The organism is Undibacterium sp. WLX3042, assembly GCF_049544825.1.
In the GTDB taxonomy this organism is placed as follows: domain Bacteria; phylum Pseudomonadota; class Gammaproteobacteria; order Burkholderiales; family Burkholderiaceae_D; genus Undibacterium.
The window spans coordinates 3,055,246-3,072,234 of the sequence record NZ_CP186698.1; the positions used below are offsets into that span (position 1 = coordinate 3,055,246).

Here is a 16,989-nt window from a genome sequence, read left to right on the forward strand (position 1 = left end):
TGCGGAACAGCACTTAATTTTTTTTAACCAGATCAGCATAGGCCTGCATTACACTGCGCACGAATTCCCGGACCTGTTCTGGCGTTAAACCAGCGCGCCCTGGCTCAATCACGATCTCAATGCCATTCGCTACTGTCAGGTGGCTGCGGACTTCTATGCTGCCAGCGGCGTGTGGCTTTGCCGGAACAGGTGGATCTTCGCCATGCAAGAGTTCACGAATCCGATCGAGCGAAACTCCGGCAGCAGTCCATTTTTTAACAAGCAGCAGTTGCTCAAGATGATGAGTGCGATATCTGGCGGCACGTGTTTCCCCATACGGTTTATCCACTAAACCGATCTGCACGTAATAACGCACGGTGCGAACTGGCAAATCGGCCAGAACACAAAGATCTGCGAGCGTAAATTCTTCCGGAGAAGTAGAAGTTGTTTTATTCATACACAATATTAAAACACTTTAACTGTATATAATCAAGCTTCACAAAACCTACCCGATTTAAGTGAAAGTAATGCTATGAATCAAACCTTATATCTTGCAGACGTGCTGCGCCCCTGGAAACTACTCACCTTCGCGGTGGGTATGAGCTGGCTGATCTGGGGTGCGATTCACTATCAATTCAGCGACTGGGATATCGGCATCTGCTTTGTAATGGGTTTTTCGACGTACCTGAGTGCTCCATGGTGCATTAGGACAATACTGAAGAGCTACCGCGAAAGAAAATTATCATGGCCGATTGTCGGTGCCATTTTTGCCTGGTATTGGTCGGTAGATGGCTGTTACTGGGTTTATCACACCCTCCTCGGCAACACTATGATCCGTTATGAAAACCTGCTCGCCTCCACCGGCTTGTACTTTAGCTGCGCAATAATCTGGGGATTTAACGGATCACTTGCGGAACTCTGGCGCGCCATCGTCAATGCAAGAATGACGTGAAGATAGAAAACTCTATGAATTATTTAAAAAATATATCTAAAGGTGTGATTGTGATCGTCAGCTTATTTGCAACGCTGGTAGCGTTTGGCACTTATGAAAAGCGGCAAGCAAGCAAAGCAAGTGCTGCATTCTGCAACTCCGTTGCCATCAACTCGCCAGATAATGGAATAAAAGAGAAAGCTATTTCCTTCGGTGCAGACCCAAGAATGTCAGTCTTCTTTATAGATGACAACAAGCAGCACAAATTTATTGCCGCATTCCATGGCATTTTTGTGTTTGATCACAGCATATGCGAAATCACAACAGAGAATAATCTTGTGCGATCAGTCAAACAGTGGGGGCTAGATTAAATTGCTTAAATAAAAATTGATCAATAACTCTGAAATTTAGAGCCTGTAAATAAATTTGTGTAAATGTCCACGGTCTATTAACCTCTCGAGCGAGGAATTACCGATGGACATTTTAATGGATAGAGAAAAACTGAAAGCTTTGGCAAAGGACAATACTGTTGCAATCGCTGCTGTCAATGTTGTTTTACCGTGATCAACGTGACCAATTGTACCTACGTTGACGTGCGGCTTGGTGCGTTCGAACTTACCTTTTGCCATTTTGGACTCCTAACGATTTTATGAGATACTCAGGCACGCGCCCGACGACTTCAGACTTGAAACACCAGCTTACATGGTGCCCTTGACGTGGATTGAACACGTGGCCTCTCCCTTACCAAGGGAGTGCTCTACCACTGAGCTACAAGGGCAGCTTAGTCTGCACAAACCCATGCAAAATAACTGGAGCGGGTGAAGGGAATCGAACCCTCGTCATAAGCTTGGAAGGCTTCAGCTCTACCATTGAGCTACACCCGCAGGGGCTACCACTTCAGCCGCAATACAAATTCTTACCTATGGTGGAGGGGGCTGGATTCGAACCAGCGTACTCAGAGAGAACAGATTTACAGTCTGTCGCCTTTAACCACTCGGCCACCCCTCCATAGGGAACTCAGAACTATAAAGATCCGAATCCCGACTGTCAAGCGCTATTTAAAAAAATGTCGAAAATAGTTAGTTTCTTGCATGAGAGAGCTGAAACGAATCGACGCCGTCAAATTTTTCAAAATCATTTGAGAGGACACTGATCGGCAGAGCGAGTTTTTTATCCATTGCAACGGCAACAAAGCGCCACTCCAAGGCATTATTACTCTGTGCAATCGCCAGAGTGCCACTCGCCATCTCGTAGCCGCGCCGCAGCGCCATTTCACGCAACGCTTTTTCATCCGGCAAAAAACCCGTCTTGAAACGTACCGTGATGACAATCGCCGCCTGCGACGGCAGCCAGGATTCAAGACGATGCACCCACACCATACAGGCCGCAGACAACAGCGCCAGCAGGATCGCGGCTGCATAAAAACCGACGCCGACCAGTATCCCTATTGCGGACGATGCCCAAACGGAAGCCGCCGTCGTCAGGCCACTGATCGTGAATCCTTCCTTCATAATCACACCGGAACCAAGGAAGCCAATGCCCGTCACAATCCCCTGAATAATCCTGGTTGGATCGAGTGCCACCGGCGTCAATGCACGGCCGCCATACCAGAAGTCAGGATAGCCGGCGATCACGACCAGCGCCGCAGAGGCCATACATACCAGACCGTAAGTCCGCATACCTGCGGCTCGTCCATGATAAGAGCGCTCATAGCCAACAACGAATCCCAGCAACATCGCGCCAGCCAGATTCAGGAAAATAATGATGTTGGCGTTCAGCTCAGCTGGCGACCAGAAACTCATGAAATGACTCAGGTAACTTCCCATACCGCCTCATAAATGATGTAAATCGTTTTTTTAGTTTATCAACTAGCGGTCAGTGGCAGGGAGTAATTTTGATTGCCAGCGACAGCCCTGCAAAGAACACGCGCCACTATTAAACATTTCAGCCGCCAGTAACTATGCAGTATAATCCGCGCTCACATTCATTGGGGAGTAGCCTGCTTCAGCCTGGCTGAAGAAATCGCGCCAACATACTTGACTCAACAGTCATGGTGCGATTGATCCTGTATTCAGCATCAGATCAGCAATAATCTGTGCAGGATTTGGCAAGACCTTTGATAGTCACGCTTCTGTTACCGGAGATCGGGCGGAGTGTTGCTGTCATTGGTTATCAGCGCCCGATCTCAATTAAAATTATGGAAGCTTTCCTCGTCTCTGCTCTGGCTGTCACCGTTGGCGAAATTGGTGACAAAACTCAATTGCTCGCCCTATTACTGGCGGCACGCTATAAGAAACCCATCCCTATTGTTCTCGGCATATTGATTGCGACCTTAGCCAATCATGCTCTGGCCGGATTACTTGGTCAGTGGGTTGCAAGCAATATTCCATCCACGTTGTTGCGCTGGGCACTGGGACTGTCTTTTCTGGCAATTGCGGCCTGGACACTGAAACCTGATGAAATGGAAGATGAAGGTCTGAGTGAAGGAAAATACGGCGTCTTCGTGCTGACTTGTATCACTTTTTTTATTGCCGAAATCGGCGATAAAACACAGCTGGCAACGGTCGCACTGGCAGCAAAATACTCGAATCTCTACCTGGTTATCGCCGGTACAACGCTGGGTATGTTGATTGCTGATATTCCTGCAGTTTTTTTAGGCAAAATCGCCGCTCCGAATTTTCCATTCAAAATAGTCCGCTGGATTGCTGCCGGTGTCTTCGCTATTTTGGGTATATTGGTGCTGATGGGTATCGGCGATCAATTTATGTCATGAGAAAAAAATGCTGACGATTTATCATAATCCGCGTTGTTCCAAGTCGCGAGAAGCACTCGCGATACTCGAATCTGCCTGCGCTGAACACGCGCAGGCGTTACAGGTCATCGATTACCAAAAAACACCGCTGTCGGTCATACAATTAACGACGCTGCTGGAGCAACTGGGCGGCGATGTCCAACAAATGTTGCGCAACAACGAAGCCGAATATGTAGAGAAAAATTTGGCGGATGCCGACGCTGCCCGTGCACTTCAGGCCATCGCCGATTGCCCTAAATTGCTGCAACGTCCTATCGCAACATTCAATGGAAAAGCGGTCATAGGACGTCCGCCGGAACAAGTGCTGCGTTTATTCAAGAAAGTGTCATAGCATGAGTGAATTTAAACTCGCCGCTGGCAGTATCGTCAAATTCGGCTGCACGACAACGCAGCTTTACCCGATTTTAAGAAACGGTATCGCGATGTCCAGCGTGCGCCAGGGTTTGGAAGATACTGCTGCCACAGCAACGCCGGGCATCATGATAGGGGAGTTGATGGCCTATTTCGCTGCGTGTGCAGATTTCTGCAATAACACCGGCGCGGTTCATCACGCACATCAGGACATCATGGCAGCTTTTGTGCAGGCGCTACAGGATCATCGCGGCGAAAAACCACAAATGCCGGAGCTGGAAAGCATTGCCAGTGAAACCGGCTTACCGGTCGTGCTGGAGATCGTGCTCGGCGAAGACTGTGTCGTGCTGGCGGATACCCATTTCGTCAGTGAAGGTGAAGCCGAGAAAAGCTGGAAACTCTGGCGCAGCGGTTCTTTGCAAAGAGAAGGCGGCATTCCGGCGGAATGGATCAGGCAATTTTATTTCCCACGCCTGCTCGATTACCGGGATATCAGCACGGCCCGAAATCCACGCAGCCTGGAACAAACCACCGATACAGCATTAATGGTCGGTGGCCTGATGCAATCGTGGCATAAAGACACACCGGCAGATTTACTGAATGCCTTTAACAAGCAGTACGGCCGCATTAATTTTTCTCAGCACACTCCATTTAATGAAGTAGCACTGGAACGCTTCTTCAATCTGAATGCCATGCTGGACCCGGCAACCCGCTTGTTAAATCAGATGACTATATGGCAAGACATTGACTCTCTCGCCAAGAAACAAGGTATTGAACTGAACTAAAGAAAATCAGTTGGACGGGCTGCGTTTGACGAAAAACAGCGCAGCCCCAATCGCCATCAGTATCCCGCCAAAGAAGCGATTCTGGCTTTTTAACCAGCGTGGATCACTGAAATATCTCTGCATGGTCGAGGCGGCATACGCATAGCTATGCATCACGATCAGATCGACGCCGCACATAGTCGCCCCGAGTATGCAGAGTTGCGGTAGCAACGGCGCATCATGCGCAATAAACTGTGGCAATACTGCGACCATAAAAATGATGCCTTTGGGATTCGTCGTATTCGTGAAAAAACCGATCAGAAAACGTCTGCGCGCAGTCGGCATCTGCGTCATCGGAATATTTTTTTCTTCTTCCCTGACCACATCGACCCGGGCACGCCACTGGTTGAAACCGAGATAAATCAGATACAGAGCACCGACAATTTTCACGATGTTAAAAGCGAATTCAGACGCCAGCAGTATGGAACCCACGCCCGCACCGGCAATCGCCAGAATCAACAGCAAACCAGCCTGCAGGCCCAGTATCGTTGTACTGGCTTTTCTGACACCGTAATTTAAGCCGTGCGACATCGATAACACGGCACCCGATCCCGGGGAAATGGCAATCACACAAGCGGCGAGCAAAAAGGCAAACCAGGTAGAAAAAGTCATAATGATAGGTAGCGCGATAAGCGCCGGAATTAAACTGAGAAAGCAAAATAAAAAAAACGTCGAAGCTATTGTAACCGCTACATTGCAATGAACGTCATCGTATCCATCATAAATCAGCCGCGCATCATCGCCGCAAGTAACTGACTTTTCAAGGTCTTGATCAAAGCGGTTTCATCCGGCGGCACGCCTTCATCCGCGGTGGTCGCGCGATCAGCATAAAACAAGCCCAGAGGCTTCTTTTGTATGACCAGCGGCAAAATAATAAAACTGCGCGCATCCGGTAATAACTCCTGATGCCAGGCAGGTAATAAACTGCGGATTTTTGGCACCATCGCATCTGAAATCATCACGTCAGCGTTATTGTTTAAGGCAAGCGTAAATAAATCAGATTCAGACTTAGCAGAAAAGAAAAAACTTTTTTGTCGTTCTGCATAATGTTCGCCAACGGCCAGACGGGCGACATAACGCCCGCTGCTGATATCGCGCAGGCAGACTGTGGCAAAACGAAATCCCATGCTGGTGTACAAGGTTTCGAGCACCAGCAAGATCAGATCATTGAGCTTATAGTCATCAGAGGTCAGCATCTGCGTGACATCCTGCACGCCGGTCAGCAACAGATCGCGGGCATTGTACGGTTTGCCGCTGGGGTAACGAATCGCTTCCTGCGCAGGTGTGACTTCAGCGGTCTTCAGCAAAAATTCGCTCGGAACGCCCAGCGCCTTCATCAACTCCGGTGCCTCAGCATTCGCTTCCGGCAAAGCAATATCCATACTCTTTGCCATCTGACGTGTTTCAGCTTCGACTTTCTGCAGCAGATCGTCCAGCATCGCCTGATCCAGCTCCAGCACTTTACCGAAGCGCTTCAGCAATTTTTCATAACGGGCAGATTTGTCGCCGGCAGCAGAAATCAGTATGCCTGCCAGTGCATCGCTGAAGCTTGCCACTTGTTTCAGCCAGTCATTGCGTTGTGCGCTTTTGCGCAACTCGCCGGAAGGCAACGGCGCCATCGCCTGAATAATGGCATCTGGAATTTTCCAGCCTTGCAACGCCAGCTCACCAAAACGCTCAAAGCTACAGCCCAGCAGCAATACCGATGCCGCATCTTCGCTGGTTTCTCCGGTGGCAGCGACATTCTGGATACGGGAAAACAAACCATGATCAAACGAGGCTACCAGCACCTTGCCGACATTCTTGAACAAGGAAGCAACCGCCGCTTCTTCGCCATCCTGAAAGCGCCCACGCTGTGCAATTTCGCGGCCGATAATACTGGCACACAAAGATTGAATCAGCTCTTTACGTACACTGATCGCCTGCGCCTGATCTTTGAAAAAATCGACCAGCAGCATCGCCAGAGCGCTGGTTTTAACGGTATTGAATCCGAGCAGAAATATCGAGCGTGAAATGGTCGTCACCGCAGCGCCAGCCGCAGTCCGGTATTGCACCGTATTTGCCAACCGCAAGATTTTTTGCGTCAGGCCGACATCCGACAAGACAAAATGCGCGAGACGGGAAACCGAATCTTCGCCGGACGAAGTAATTTCAACGACTTTAGCTATCGCGACACCCAGTGTCGGTAAATCGTTTTCGTCTCTGATTTTTTTAATAAGCGTTCGCGATGCGACTCGAGGGGAATCTGAGAAAAACCTGCTGTTGGATAAGTTGCCATAGTTCCTGCGTGTGCAGCCAATGAATTCGACAAGATACTGTGCGACTCCTGCCTGCCGTTCGATCAATCGCCGATACGGCTGGCAGATATGGCAATCGATCTAATTTTTTGTAAAACGACTGATACTCAAACCATACTTTTTCTGCAGCTCATCATATAAACCCCGAATCGCCTTCAGACGCGGATTCATAGGATCAAGATGACGCGCAGATTCGATCAGCATCTTTGCCTGTTCTCCGGTAGCATTATCCCAGCCGAGATTTTCCAGACATTTCAGTGCAGCCAGTGCAGCATTCATCACGACTTGTGAATTATCCGGCGATTTACGGGCAGCCGCGGTCATCAGTTCTACGGAACCACGGAAATCGCCCTGCTTCGCTTTCTGCACACCCAGCGCCACCAGATCCATGACTTCTTTCTGGCTACGTTGTGCCAGCTCTTTTGCCAGATGACCTTTACCGGCGCTCTCAAACACGCCCATCGCCTTGCTCATAACCCTCTGATTACTCGCCGCGTTCTTCATCACATCGAGAATGATTTCTGAGGCCGCATCTTCATTGTCATTATCCAGACAACTCTTGGCCAATCCGATCTTGGCGCCAGTCGATAAACCGATGTCTTCGCGCGAGGCTTCGACGGCGGCACCGAGTTCTTCGGTCAGTCGCGCGTCACCGGTTTTGGCATGTACCATCGCATTTGAAATCGCGCGGCAGGCCGCGGTCTTTTTCAGACCCACCATACTTCTGTCCATGTCGCGGATCACCGATTTGGCCTGATCGGTATCGCCTTTTTTGACCAGCGCATCGACCAGATTCATGTGATCTTCAGGATCGCGGAATTCTGAAAATTTTGCCTTGCTGACGACTTTTTTAAACACGTTTTCTGCAGTCTCGATGTCGCCAGTTTCCATTGCAATCCGCCCCAGATTACGCAAGCGGCGCACACCATGCGGCGAAACAGTGACCGCGGTATCGAGCACTTCTTTGGCTTCGGGTAACTGGCCGACCATTTCATGCGTCTTCGCCAGCCAGTCATACGCATCCATGTATTTACTGTTTTCCGCGACCAGATTTTTCAGTATGCTTTCCGCTTCCTGATATTTACCCTGCATATACAGCGTTTTCGCCAGCCCCAGACGAGCCCAGGCAACCGCTTTCATTTCAAATAACTGGGTGTACAAGGCTTCGGCTTCCGCTGCCTCGCCCAGCACCACGTGCAGTTCTGCACGCAAACGCATGAAATCAATTAAATAACGCGGAAACTCGCGTTCGCCATGATAGGTAGCGGTGATGGCTTCATTGATTTCGCCCTGCTCCATCAGATGATAGATTTCGACAAAGGCTTTACGTTTTTCCAGCGCACGCACGACACGTTCGAGCAACATGTCGGCCGTAAATGGCTTGAGCAGATAATCCGACGGGGCAAGTTCGGCAGCACTGACGACTTTCGCATAAGAGCGCTCTGCCGTCACCATGATAAAGATGGTCGATAGTGGCGCGAGCTTGTGATGGCGGATATCTTCGAGTAATTGCTGACCATCCTGACCAACGCCGAGATCGTATTCGCACAGTATCAGATCGAATACTTTGGCCTGTATCGTGCGCACTGCGGTACCGGCAGTCAGCGAGTGCTCGATTTTGGTAATGCCACACAGATTCAGCATATTGTGCAAACTGACCCGCATTCCCTGATGCGGTTCAATGAGCAATGCCCTGATTTCGCTGAGTTCGCTCATTTCTACCTTTAGCGTAATTTTTTGTTTGTAATCGCTAGTAAGACATATCAGATAGCAATGCTGATATAAGTTCAGCAACCTCCTGATTGCTGCCACGCCTGTCGATTCATTATATTAAAGTGACGGCGAAATAGCGTAAAAACTTTAATCGGCTAACGCTGCAAAATCGGTGAAAAACCGACATTGTTTCTGCGCGTTTGTACTCACTTGAAGACACGCGCAAGCAACAACACGACCAGCGAAATCAGTATCGTTGAGGCAAACGGAAAAGAAAAATCACGGCCAAATAAGCGAAAACGAAGGTCGCCGGGCAAGCGTCCTATACCCAGTTTTTCCAGCCAGGGCAGCAGACTCGAAAACACCACGACGGCCAGAAATATCGTCAATACCCAGCGAAACATCAGATACTCCCCCCTGTTTTCATGAAAAACACCTTTATGTCCTTATAAACAATGGGCTTCAAAATATACTCCCCCCAGTATATTGGACACCTATTTTCACGTCAGCACGCGATCAAAGACGGTGACTGCGGTCGTGCCGCAGTAAATTGTCAGGAAGATCAATCCCGCTGCCGACGACAAGGACTTTGAATAACTCGCCCATTTCCGCCGGGGAGATCAGTTTTTGCAGCGCGTTCGCCTGCGGCAGATAAGCCATTACCTCTTCCGGCGAGGTACGGCTGAGGATGTCTGCAATGCCCGATTCGAGTAAAAAACCGGCCTGACTGGTGTAGCTCAATACAGACAAATTTTCTTCCAGCGCCGCCCGCGCCATGGCAGTAAAGTCAACATGCGCGGTAATGTCTTGCAAGCCTGGCAAATAAAATGGGTCGGGATGCGCATGATGGCGATAGTGACACATCAGGCTACCCTGCGAGCGTTGCGGATGATAATACTCGTGCGCCGGAAAGCCGTAATCGATCAGAATTGCCGCGCTGCCTTTGCCGCTGGCAGCACGCCCGGCATTGAGCATCTGCGCCAGACTGTGCATGAAGCCGCTGGCGACCGCATGCACTTCCGTCAGGTAGCCGACCGGCAGCTCGTTAGGATCAGGAATCTGCGCGCATTTTTCTGCATCGCAGGCGCGTTCGCGGTATTGCAAAGACGCGGCGTCATTGTCGTTGTCGTCTGCCAGCGCCACTCCTATCTCACACCAGCCATCAGCGGTCTTGCGCACCAGATCAACGGGCATCGCATCAAGCACTTCATTGCCGAGCACGATGCCGGAAAACGCAGCCGGCATTTGCTGCAACCAGACCACCTGCGGAAAGTCTTTCAGCAAATCTTCCTGACGCGCGCGCAATTCGCCGGACAATTCCACGATAAAATAGCGTTCTATCGCGATACCGGATAATTGACACTCCGTTAAAAAATCTTTGGCGAGCTTACCTGTACCGGCGCCGAATTCCATGACTTGCGCGGTGGTTTGGGCGAATAATTTGCCCGCCAGCGTGGCCAGCGTCGCACCGAACAAAGCAGACATTTCCGGGGCTGTTGTAAAATCGCCGTCTTTGCCTAATTTTGTGGCACCGCCGCTGTAATAACCCAGATCCGGCGCATACAAGGCCAGTTCCATGTAGCGCGAAAAAGGGATCCAGCCCTGATGTTGCCTGATGTCGTCAATGATGAGCTGTTGCAGTGCCTGTGAAGCTGCGAGCGCCTCCGGCGCAGGATTAGGAAGAGATAATTTTTGCATACCGGCATTGTAGTAAAAACCCCGTAGTCACGTTAAAGAATTTCCATGACCCAGACCAAGCTCAACAACACCGAGGCGCGTGTTGCTCTCGTTACCGGCGGCGCGAAACGCATAGGGCGGCATATCGCCCTGACGATGGCGCAACAAGGCTGGGATATCGTCGTGCATTTCGGCACGTCGGCCACCGATGCCGCCAGCGTGGTGCAGGAAATTCAGGCACTGGGGCGACGCGCAATCGCTTTGCCATGCGACCTGGCCGATGAAACCGCGACGCGCGCTTTGTTACCGCAGGCGATTGCCGCGATGGGGGCGGTGCATTGTGTGGTGAACAACGCGTCCCTGTTTGCCGAAGACAGCGCTAGCAGTTTTACTTATGCCGCGCTCGACCGCCACATGCACGCCAATCTGGGCGCACCGTTGATATTGGCACAGGCACTGCATGCGGCCACCGCTGAAGGTCAGCAAGCCTGCGTGATTAATTTGCTCGATCAGAAATTATTTAATCTGAATCCCGATTTTTTATCGTATACCCTGTCCAAAGCTGCACTACAATGCGCGACCACGACACTGGCACAGGCGCTGGCACCGAAAGTACGGGTGGTTGGTATCGCGCCCGGCATTACGATGGTGTCCGGTCATCAGAGCGAGGCCGATTTTCAGCAGGCGCATCAGGTTACGCCGCTGGGTCGCTCCAGTACACCGGAAGATATCGCGCGCACAGTCTGTTTTGTGGCTGACAGCCCGGCCATGACAGGTACGACCCTGCTGGTTGATGGTGGCCAGCATTTAATTCCTTTGCTGCGCGATGTGATGTTTGTCGCCACTGCGAATAATACGAACTAAGATTAATACGAATAATACGTCGGCCTGGCGATAAGCTTGCCACAGCTTACCCGCTGATACGCTACCCAGAATCACGTTTTTACTTTATCAGGCTACTTATGCTATCCATTTTGCACCACCCACAACTCGCTGACTGCCGCCGCTTGTTTTTACGGAACTACGAAATATCGATCAACATCGGTGTGCACGAGTTCGAGAAAAAAGGCGAACAGCGCGTCTTGATCAATGTCGATCTGTATATCCCGCTGGCACTCTCGACGCCGAAAGACGATCAGCTCGATGAAGTCGTCGATTACGATTTCATGCGCGGCACGATTGCCGCCCGCGTTGCGCAGGGTCATGTGCATTTGCAGGAAACCCTGTGTGACGACGTGGCCCGTATCATGCTGGCACATCCGCGCGTGCGCGCTGTGCGTGTATCGACCATGAAGCCGGATGTGTATCCCGATTGCGAAGGCGTCGGTGTTGAAGTATTCCAGATCAAAACAGAAATTTGAGTCACCCCATGCAAGTAACTAACGTCTCTTTCAATGAGCAGGCTGCCGACAGCAAGCAAGCGGCAGATAGCGCTGCGACTAAATCGCAGGAAAAAATCATCTACGAAAACAATAAACTGCACAAACGTCTGTGCCGCCAGGTTGGGCAGGCGATTGGTGATTTCAATATGATAGAAGACGGTGACAAAGTCATGGTCTGCCTGTCGGGCGGCAAAGACAGCTATGCGCTGCTCGATATCCTGATGACGCTGCGTGAACGCGCACCTATCCATTTTGATATCGTCGCGGTCAATCTCGATCAGAAGCAACCCAACTTTCCGGCCGATGTTTTACCGGCGTATCTCGAAAAAATCGGTATTCCGTATCACATCGAAAACCAGGATACCTACAGCATCGTTAAGCGCCTGATCCCGGAAGGCAAAACCACCTGCTCGCTGTGTTCGCGCCTGCGTCGCGGTATTCTGTACCGCGTTGCCGATGAACTGGGCGCAAATAAAATCGCACTCGGCCATCACCGAGACGACATTCTGGAAACCTTTTTCCTGAATATGTTTTTCGGCGGAAAAATCAAAGGTATGCCAGCGAAATTGCAATCCGATGATGGCAAGCACATCGTCATTCGCCCGATGGCGTATGTCAAAGAGGCCGATACCGAGCGTTATGCACAGGTCAAAAATTTCCCTATCATTCCTTGCGATCTGTGCGGTTCGCAGGAAAATCTGCAACGCAAACAGATCAAAAATCTGATGCGTGAATGGGATAAGAAATATCCGGGTCGGGTAGAGAATATTTTCTCGTCCTTATCGACCGTGGTGCCTTCCCATCTGATGGATAAAAACCTGTTCAACTTCACCGATCTGCAACTGAACGGCGAAGCCAATCCCGATGGCGATATCGCATTTGACGAAGAACCATGCGCCACGCCAACCAGCGGCGTGATTCAACTGCATCTGGATCAGGACGATTAAGTCTTTTTCACTGACATAAAAAAAGCGGGCATGAAGTCAGTTCATGTCCGCTTTTTTATTTTCTTTGCTGCGTTCGTTTCAGGCCAGTTTCCCTTCGCGGAAATCGCTGATCGCCTTGAAGATCTCTTGCTGACTATTCATCACAAACGGCCCGTACTGCACTATCGGTTCACCCAGCGGCTCTCCGGCAATCAACAGCGCACGGGTAGCTGTGGCTGCGCTAATGATGACGCCATCCGCCTCTGCTACTTTTTTCAGGATCGCCATTCTTTGCTGTGGTACGGCTTTGCCAGCAACGTCCAGCTCGCCTTCGTACACATACAAAAACGCATTGGCCGTCGCACTCAGATGCTGGCGGAATTGTGTACCGGCAGGCAGGTGAATATCGAGATACAAAGGCTGCGTTACTTCACGCTGCATCGCACCAGCAACGCCATGACTATGCCCGGCAATCACGCGTGCTTTCACGCCTTCTGCGGTCAGCAATTCAGGAATCGCTTCACTCTGAATATCGCGATACCAAGGCGCGATCATCTTGTCTTTGGCAGGCAGATTCAGCCATAACTGAAAACCTGCCATACGGCCTTCTTCCTGTTCCGGCATTTCTGAGTGAATCACGCCTCGCCCGGCGGTCATCCATTGCACGCCACCGTTTTGCAGCAAACCTTCGTTCCCGGCGCTGTCGCGATGACGCATGCGCCCGGTCAGCATATAGGTGATGGTTTCAAAGCCGCGATGCGGATGGTCGGGGAAACCGCCGATGTAATCATCCGCTTCGTCACTGCCAAACGCATCCAACATCAGATAAGGATCAAGACGATACTGGAACGGTTGCGTCAACACCCGTGTCAGTTTGACACCGGCGCCATCGGAGGTCGCCTGACCGGCAACCAGTTGCTCCACCACCCGTGACTGGCTGACGTTTTCTGTCTGCAGATCTGTATGTACAGTGCTCATCCTGATTCTCCTTGTAACTGATTGCGCCAGAGCGTAATCAGGCTTTCAGTGCGTCTTCAATTTGTTGCGTCGCTGAAGCAATCGCTGCCGCTTCGGCGTCCGGGCCCATCGCCAGACCTTCAGCGTAAATGAATTCCACATCGGTCATGCCGAGGAAGCCGAAGAAAGTTTTCAGATACGGCATTTGAGTGTCGTTCGGTGTATTGCGATACAAGCCACCGCGGGTCAGCACTACATACACTTTTTTACCGGTCAGCAAACCTTCAGGGCCATTCGCGGTATAGCGGAACGTGACCTGGGCGCGGGAAATCGCGTCGATCCAGTTTTTCAGCTGGGACGAAATACCGAAGTTATACATCGGTGCGCCGAGCACAACCACGTCTGCAGCCTGAATTTCTGCGATCAGCGCATCATCTTGTGCCACACGCGCCTGCTGCGCTGCATTGCGCTGATCGGCCGGTGTGAACAAAGCTTGCAAGGCTGCTTCGTCGAGTGCCGGATGTGGCGTGTGTCCCAGATCACGCACGGTCAGGGCTGCGCCGGGATTAGCCGCGAGCAAACGCTCGACCAGCACTTTAGACAAACGGTTGGAATGGGAACCTTCGGAACGGACGCTGGAATTGACTTGTAAGAGTTTCATTTTCTTGCCTTTGATAAAGTGGTTAAGGGTCAGATGACCATGAACGTACTTTATCTGTTCCAAAGAGATTACAGAAGACCATAAATTGGATATCATTATCCCAAATATGAAACAATACCTTATTTCATCAATCAAGCCACCCATCTCCACAAAAAATCAAGCGAAAAGAGAACGACGATGCAACTGGAAGCGAATGATCTTTTACTGTTTGCCCGCATTGTGGCCGAAGGCAGCTTCAGCAAGGCAGCTGCCCGTTTAGCGGTACCGAAATCGACTTTGTCACGCCGCATCACGGCACTCGAATCGCAGCTCGGTGAACGGCTGCTGCTGCGCACGACCCGCAAACTCAGCGTCACTGAATTTGGTCAGCATGTCTTGCAGCACGCGCAGCATGTGCAGGAAGAAGTGGATGCAACTCTGGCGCTGACCCAGCATCGCCAGGCCGAACCTTCGGGACGCCTGCGGGTCTCGATGCCCGCCGATTTTGCGAATCAGGAAATGAGCCAGTTTTTATCTGCGCTGATCGCTGCGCATCCGGCGATTGCGTTTGAAATTGATTTGTCGCCGCGCCGTGTTGACCTGATCGGCGAAAACTATGATGTCGCCATCCGCGCCGGTGATCTGCCGGACGATGCCTCGCTCGCGGCGCGCCGGCTGGCCGTGTTCACAGTCGGCCTGTATGCGTCGCCCGCGTATATCGCGCGGCACGGCTTACCCAGCGAACCGGAAGCGCTGATGGAGCATGATGCTTTGCTGCTGTTGGCGCGCAATGGCGAACCGACGCCGTGGAAACTCAGTCGCAATGAAGAAAAATGGGAAGGCATTCCGCCCGGACGCGCCAGCGCCAATTCGCCGGAACTGCTGACCCGCCTCGCGCGCAATGGTAATGGCATCATCATGCTGCCGGATAATTTTGCGGAATGCTATGTGAAATCGGGCGAACTGATACGCATCCTCGGCGACTGGCAATCGCCGGATATCAAACTGTGGGCAGTCTTTCCCGGCCGTCGTCTGATGCCAGCGCGCACCAGAGTGTTTCTTGATGCCTTGCAGCAGCAATTCGCCGGAGCATGTCCACAGAAAACTTAGTCTGCAACATCCTGAAAATCTGAAAAAATGAGGTTTTGATGGGAGTATATGGCGATTTCGCCTTTATCTCCTTATAAACAAAGGGCTTTAAAATATACTCCCCCCAGTATATTTTCCGCTTCCGGGGCCGGAAATAGCTGAAAAATGGTAGCCGCAGCCATTAACGCATGCTTGATTTCAACTGAATGATGTCGCCAGCGACCATGAACTTGCCATAACCCAGATGATGCAAGGTGCGCGGCGCCGTCACCGCCGGATCACGCCAGGCCTTGACGACTTCCAGCACAAACTGACCGTATTTTTTGACCCTGCTGATGTCCACCACCCGGCATTCCAGACTCGCATAACATTCAGCGATCAGCGGCGCACCCACCATTTTTGCGGCGACCGCCGTCAGCCCGGATAGCAGGAATTTATCGGTATCCGCCCCGCTGACATTACCGCATTGCACGACTTGTTCCGCAATCTCGGCGGTCGGAATATTGATCACACATTCCCGCGTCGCCATCAGCAAATCGAAAGAGTAATTACGGTTGCTGACAACGCAGCTCAACAGCGGCGGCTCGAATTCCAGCATCGCATGCCACGACATCGTCATCACATTCGCCCGCCCTGCAGCCGCCGTCGTCAGCAACACCACCGGCCCAGGTTCCAGCAAGCCATAGACCTTGGCTAAGGGATAAGATTTTTTGGGCATGATTTCAGTTCGCTCAATTGTCGTCTTCACTGCTGCACGCTATCCATACAAGCACAAAAAACTGAGCCCGTGAAACGATCAACGATTCACAGGCTCATATTGTGCAACATTCCCTTATCAACAAAACGCTGCGATCAGCGGCTCATGCCCTTTAACATCCCCAACACACTACCCAGGGTATCGTCCATTGCATTACCTTCAGGCACAGTGCCGTCCGGCGTTAACTTGTCAACGACCTGAGGTAACAGCTCTGCCAGATGACCTGACACTTCCTCCGCGGAAAATCCAAATTTTTCAGCGATCGCCTGTACCTGTTCACTGCCGAGTACCGACTGTAACTGCTCAGCAGATATCGGCAGATTCTCGCCGGTTGCGACCCAAGAGGAAACCACGCCACCCAGCCCTTTTTCCTGAAATATGGTGATCAAACCGCTCAGGCCGCCGATCTGCGGATTATTCATCAAACCGCCTATCGCTTCCAACAACCCCGCATGCTGCGTTGCGCCTGTCTGACCGGACTGCGTCAACGAGCCCAATACTTGTCCTGCGATTGAATCGAATAACCCCATCATCATCTCCTCAACTAAGCTACTGAACGCCTGAATGTCCCTACATTCAGGATCTGACCAGATTTCCTTACCTAGTATAAGCACAGATCAGCCAAATGAGCAGCAACTGGTTTCAGCGATGAAT

The 16,989-nt window shown here is 51.2% G+C and carries 20 protein-coding genes, 3 tRNA genes, 1 pseudogene and 1 riboswitch; of the genes and pseudogenes, 9 read left to right on the forward strand and 15 right to left on the reverse strand.

The window, feature by feature from the left end:
• Positions 1–13: 13 nt before the first annotated feature.
• Entirely contained in the window at positions 14–436 is a 423-nt protein-coding gene (locus tag ACPAOP_RS13790; RefSeq protein ID WP_423708401.1) for a helix-turn-helix domain-containing protein, read from the reverse strand.
• 75 nt (positions 437–511) lie between these two features.
• Between ACPAOP_RS13790 and ACPAOP_RS13795 the strand changes: the two genes are divergently transcribed.
• Both ACPAOP_RS13795 and ACPAOP_RS13800 read left to right on the forward strand, forming a co-directional pair.
• Entirely contained in the window at positions 512–931 is a 420-nt protein-coding gene (locus ACPAOP_RS13795; RefSeq protein WP_423708402.1) for a hypothetical protein, read from the forward strand.
• Between the two features lie 14 nt (positions 932–945).
• Positions 946–1,281: a hypothetical protein gene (locus ACPAOP_RS13800; protein ID WP_423708403.1), complete on the forward strand. Its 336-nt coding sequence runs from the start codon at positions 946–948 to the stop codon at positions 1,279–1,281.
• Positions 1,282–1,428: 147 nt separating this feature from the next.
• Here the strand turns inward: ACPAOP_RS13800 and ACPAOP_RS13805 are convergent.
• From ACPAOP_RS13805 to ACPAOP_RS13825, 5 genes and pseudogenes are all read right to left on the reverse strand, one after another.
• A pseudogene (locus tag ACPAOP_RS13805) lies at positions 1,429–1,539 on the reverse strand (GTP-binding protein); the annotation flags it as partial.
• 74 nt (positions 1,540–1,613) lie between these two features.
• Positions 1,614–1,688 (reverse strand) — tRNA-Thr (locus ACPAOP_RS13810).
• 32 nt (positions 1,689–1,720) lie between these two features.
• Positions 1,721–1,794, reverse strand: a tRNA-Gly gene (locus ACPAOP_RS13815).
• Between the two features lie 39 nt (positions 1,795–1,833).
• Positions 1,834–1,918 (reverse strand) — tRNA-Tyr (locus tag ACPAOP_RS13820).
• Positions 1,919–1,989: 71 nt separating this feature from the next.
• Entirely contained in the window at positions 1,990–2,712 is a 723-nt protein-coding gene (locus ACPAOP_RS13825) for an MgtC/SapB family protein (RefSeq protein WP_423708404.1), read from the reverse strand.
• A gap of 175 nt (positions 2,713–2,887) precedes the next feature.
• Positions 2,888–3,016, forward strand: a riboswitch (yybP-ykoY riboswitch).
• A 91-nt stretch (positions 3,017–3,107) separates the two neighbouring features.
• Between ACPAOP_RS13825 and ACPAOP_RS13830 the strand changes: the two genes are divergently transcribed.
• From ACPAOP_RS13830 to ACPAOP_RS13840, 3 genes are read left to right on the forward strand one after another with little or no spacing between them, the layout of a single operon-like run.
• Positions 3,108–3,683 carry a TMEM165/GDT1 family protein gene (locus ACPAOP_RS13830; RefSeq protein WP_423708405.1) on the forward strand — a complete coding sequence of 192 codons (576 nt, stop codon included), beginning with the start codon at positions 3,108–3,110 and terminating at the stop codon, positions 3,681–3,683.
• A gap of 7 nt (positions 3,684–3,690) precedes the next feature.
• Entirely contained in the window at positions 3,691–4,053 is a 363-nt protein-coding gene (locus tag ACPAOP_RS13835; protein ID WP_423708406.1) for an ArsC/Spx/MgsR family protein, read from the forward strand.
• 1 nt (position 4,054) lies between these two features.
• Complete coding sequence (locus tag ACPAOP_RS13840; protein WP_423708407.1) at positions 4,055–4,858, forward strand: hypothetical protein; 804 nt, start codon at positions 4,055–4,057, stop codon at positions 4,856–4,858.
• A 6-nt stretch (positions 4,859–4,864) separates the two neighbouring features.
• Here the strand turns inward: ACPAOP_RS13840 and ACPAOP_RS13845 are convergent, their stop codons facing one another.
• From ACPAOP_RS13845 to ACPAOP_RS13865, 5 genes are all read right to left on the reverse strand, one after another.
• The gene (locus ACPAOP_RS13845; protein ID WP_423708408.1) at positions 4,865–5,509 is read right to left on the reverse strand and encodes a LysE family transporter; all 645 of its coding nucleotides are present in this window, start codon (positions 5,507–5,509) and stop codon (positions 4,865–4,867) included.
• Between the two features lie 113 nt (positions 5,510–5,622).
• Positions 5,623–7,242, reverse strand: a complete 1,620-nt coding sequence (locus tag ACPAOP_RS13850) for an HDOD domain-containing protein (protein WP_423708409.1) — start codon at positions 7,240–7,242, stop codon at positions 5,623–5,625.
• Between the two features lie 33 nt (positions 7,243–7,275).
• A complete protein-coding gene (locus tag ACPAOP_RS13855) occupies positions 7,276–8,910 on the reverse strand; it encodes a tetratricopeptide repeat protein (protein WP_423708410.1) in 1,635 nt (544 codons plus the stop codon).
• A gap of 203 nt (positions 8,911–9,113) precedes the next feature.
• Positions 9,114–9,311: a DUF2905 domain-containing protein gene (locus tag ACPAOP_RS13860; protein WP_186883809.1), complete on the reverse strand. Its 198-nt coding sequence runs from the start codon at positions 9,309–9,311 to the stop codon at positions 9,114–9,116.
• 112 nt (positions 9,312–9,423) lie between these two features.
• Positions 9,424–10,605, reverse strand: coding sequence for a class I SAM-dependent methyltransferase (locus tag ACPAOP_RS13865; RefSeq protein ID WP_423708411.1), 1,182 nt, complete (start codon positions 10,603–10,605; stop codon positions 9,424–9,426).
• A gap of 45 nt (positions 10,606–10,650) precedes the next feature.
• Between ACPAOP_RS13865 and ACPAOP_RS13870 the strand changes: the two genes are divergently transcribed.
• The 3 genes from ACPAOP_RS13870 (at position 10,651) to ttcA (ending at position 12,913) form a co-directional block, all read left to right on the forward strand.
• Entirely contained in the window at positions 10,651–11,448 is a 798-nt protein-coding gene (locus tag ACPAOP_RS13870; RefSeq protein ID WP_423708412.1) for an SDR family oxidoreductase, read from the forward strand.
• Positions 11,449–11,546: 98 nt separating this feature from the next.
• Positions 11,547–11,945 (forward strand): dihydroneopterin aldolase, encoded by a 399-nt coding sequence (locus ACPAOP_RS13875; protein WP_186883812.1) that lies wholly within the window; start codon positions 11,547–11,549, stop codon positions 11,943–11,945.
• An 8-nt stretch (positions 11,946–11,953) separates the two neighbouring features.
• Positions 11,954–12,913 (forward strand): tRNA 2-thiocytidine(32) synthetase TtcA, encoded by a 960-nt coding sequence (gene ttcA, locus ACPAOP_RS13880; RefSeq protein ID WP_423708413.1) that lies wholly within the window; start codon positions 11,954–11,956, stop codon positions 12,911–12,913.
• A 78-nt stretch (positions 12,914–12,991) separates the two neighbouring features.
• Here the strand turns inward: ttcA and ACPAOP_RS13885 are convergent, their stop codons facing one another.
• Complete coding sequence (locus tag ACPAOP_RS13885; protein WP_423680552.1) at positions 12,992–13,870, reverse strand: pirin family protein; 879 nt, start codon at positions 13,868–13,870, stop codon at positions 12,992–12,994.
• 37 nt (positions 13,871–13,907) lie between these two features.
• The gene (locus ACPAOP_RS13890; RefSeq protein WP_423680551.1) at positions 13,908–14,510 is read right to left on the reverse strand and encodes an FMN-dependent NADH-azoreductase; all 603 of its coding nucleotides are present in this window, start codon (positions 14,508–14,510) and stop codon (positions 13,908–13,910) included.
• Between the two features lie 177 nt (positions 14,511–14,687).
• Here ACPAOP_RS13890 and ACPAOP_RS13895 point away from each other — a divergent pair, with 177 nt between their 5' ends.
• A complete protein-coding gene (locus ACPAOP_RS13895; RefSeq protein WP_423708414.1) occupies positions 14,688–15,599 on the forward strand; it encodes a LysR family transcriptional regulator in 912 nt (303 codons plus the stop codon).
• 160 nt (positions 15,600–15,759) lie between these two features.
• Here ACPAOP_RS13895 and ACPAOP_RS13900 read toward each other — a convergent pair whose 3' ends face one another.
• Positions 15,760–16,296 carry a flavin reductase family protein gene (locus ACPAOP_RS13900; protein ID WP_423680548.1) on the reverse strand — a complete coding sequence of 179 codons (537 nt, stop codon included), beginning with the start codon at positions 16,294–16,296 and terminating at the stop codon, positions 15,760–15,762.
• Positions 16,297–16,430: 134 nt separating this feature from the next.
• The gene (locus tag ACPAOP_RS13905) at positions 16,431–16,865 is read right to left on the reverse strand and encodes a YidB family protein (RefSeq protein WP_423680547.1); all 435 of its coding nucleotides are present in this window, start codon (positions 16,863–16,865) and stop codon (positions 16,431–16,433) included.
• Positions 16,866–16,989: the final 124 nt, after the last annotated feature.